We start from the raw sequence: 1,177 nt of genomic DNA on the forward strand, positions 1-1,177 counted from the left end.
CAACCACGCCGGCGCCGACGGTGCGGCCGCCTTCGCGGATCGCGAAGCGCAGACCTTCTTCCATCGCGATCGGGGCGATCAGCTTCACCGTGATCGAAACGTTGTCACCCGGCATCACCATCTCGGTGCCTTCCGGCAGATCGATCGCACCGGTCACGTCCGTCGTACGGAAGTAGAACTGCGGGCGATAGCCGTTGAAGAACGGGGTGTGACGACCACCTTCATCCTTCGACAGCACGTAGATCTCGGCCGTGAAGTGGGTGTGCGGCTTGATCGAACCCGGCTTGGCCAGCACCTGGCCACGCTCGACTTCTTCACGCTTGGTGCCGCGCAGCAGCACGCCCACGTTGTCACCTGCCTGACCCTGATCCAGCAGCTTGCGGAACATTTCCACGCCGGTGCAGGTGGTCTTCACGGTCGGCTTGATACCGACGATTTCGATTTCTTCACCGACCTTGACCACGCCACGCTCGATACGGCCGGTCACCACGGTGCCGCGACCCGAGATCGAGAACACGTCTTCGATCGGCATCAGGAAGGTGCCATCCACCGCGCGTTCCGGCGTCGGAATGTAGCTGTCCAGCGCATCGGCCAGCGCCAGGATCGCGCCTTCGCCCAGATCGCTCTTGTCGCCTTCCAGCGCCTTCAGTGCCGAACCCTTGACGATGGGGATGTCATCACCCGGGAAGTCGTACTTCGACAGCAGTTCGCGCACTTCCATCTCGACCAGCTCGAGCAGTTCGGCGTCGTCGACCATGTCGCACTTGTTCAGGAACACCACGATGTACGGCACACCGACCTGACGGGCCAGCAGGATGTGCTCGCGGGTCTGCGGCATCGGGCCGTCAGCGGCCGAGCACACCAGAATCGCGCCGTCCATCTGCGCCGCACCGGTAATCATGTTCTTCACGTAATCGGCGTGACCCGGGCAATCAACGTGCGCGTAGTGGCGGGTGGCCGTTTCGTACTCGACGTGCGCAGTGTTGATCGTGATGCCGCGAGCCTTCTCTTCCGGCGCCGCATCAATCTGGTCGTAGGCCTTCGCCTCACCGCCGAACTTCGACGACAGAATCGTCGTGATCGCCGCCGTCAGCGTCGTCTTGCCATGGTCAACGTGACCAATCGTGCCCACGTTCACGTGCGGCTTGGTGCGCTCAAACTTTCCCTTTGCCATTTC

Annotated in this window: 1 protein-coding gene; it reads right to left on the reverse strand. The window is 62.4% G+C overall.

The window, feature by feature from the left end:
- The coding region (tuf, locus tag METUNV1_RS00005; RefSeq protein ID WP_043358575.1) for an elongation factor Tu at window positions 1–1,174 on the reverse strand (1,174 nt) is incomplete at its 3' end.
- Between the last annotated feature and the right edge of the window lie 3 nt (window positions 1,175–1,177).

The sequence above is a fragment of the Methyloversatilis universalis FAM5 genome, assembly GCF_000214035.2.
Classification (GTDB): Bacteria; Pseudomonadota; Gammaproteobacteria; order Burkholderiales; family Rhodocyclaceae; genus Methyloversatilis; species Methyloversatilis universalis.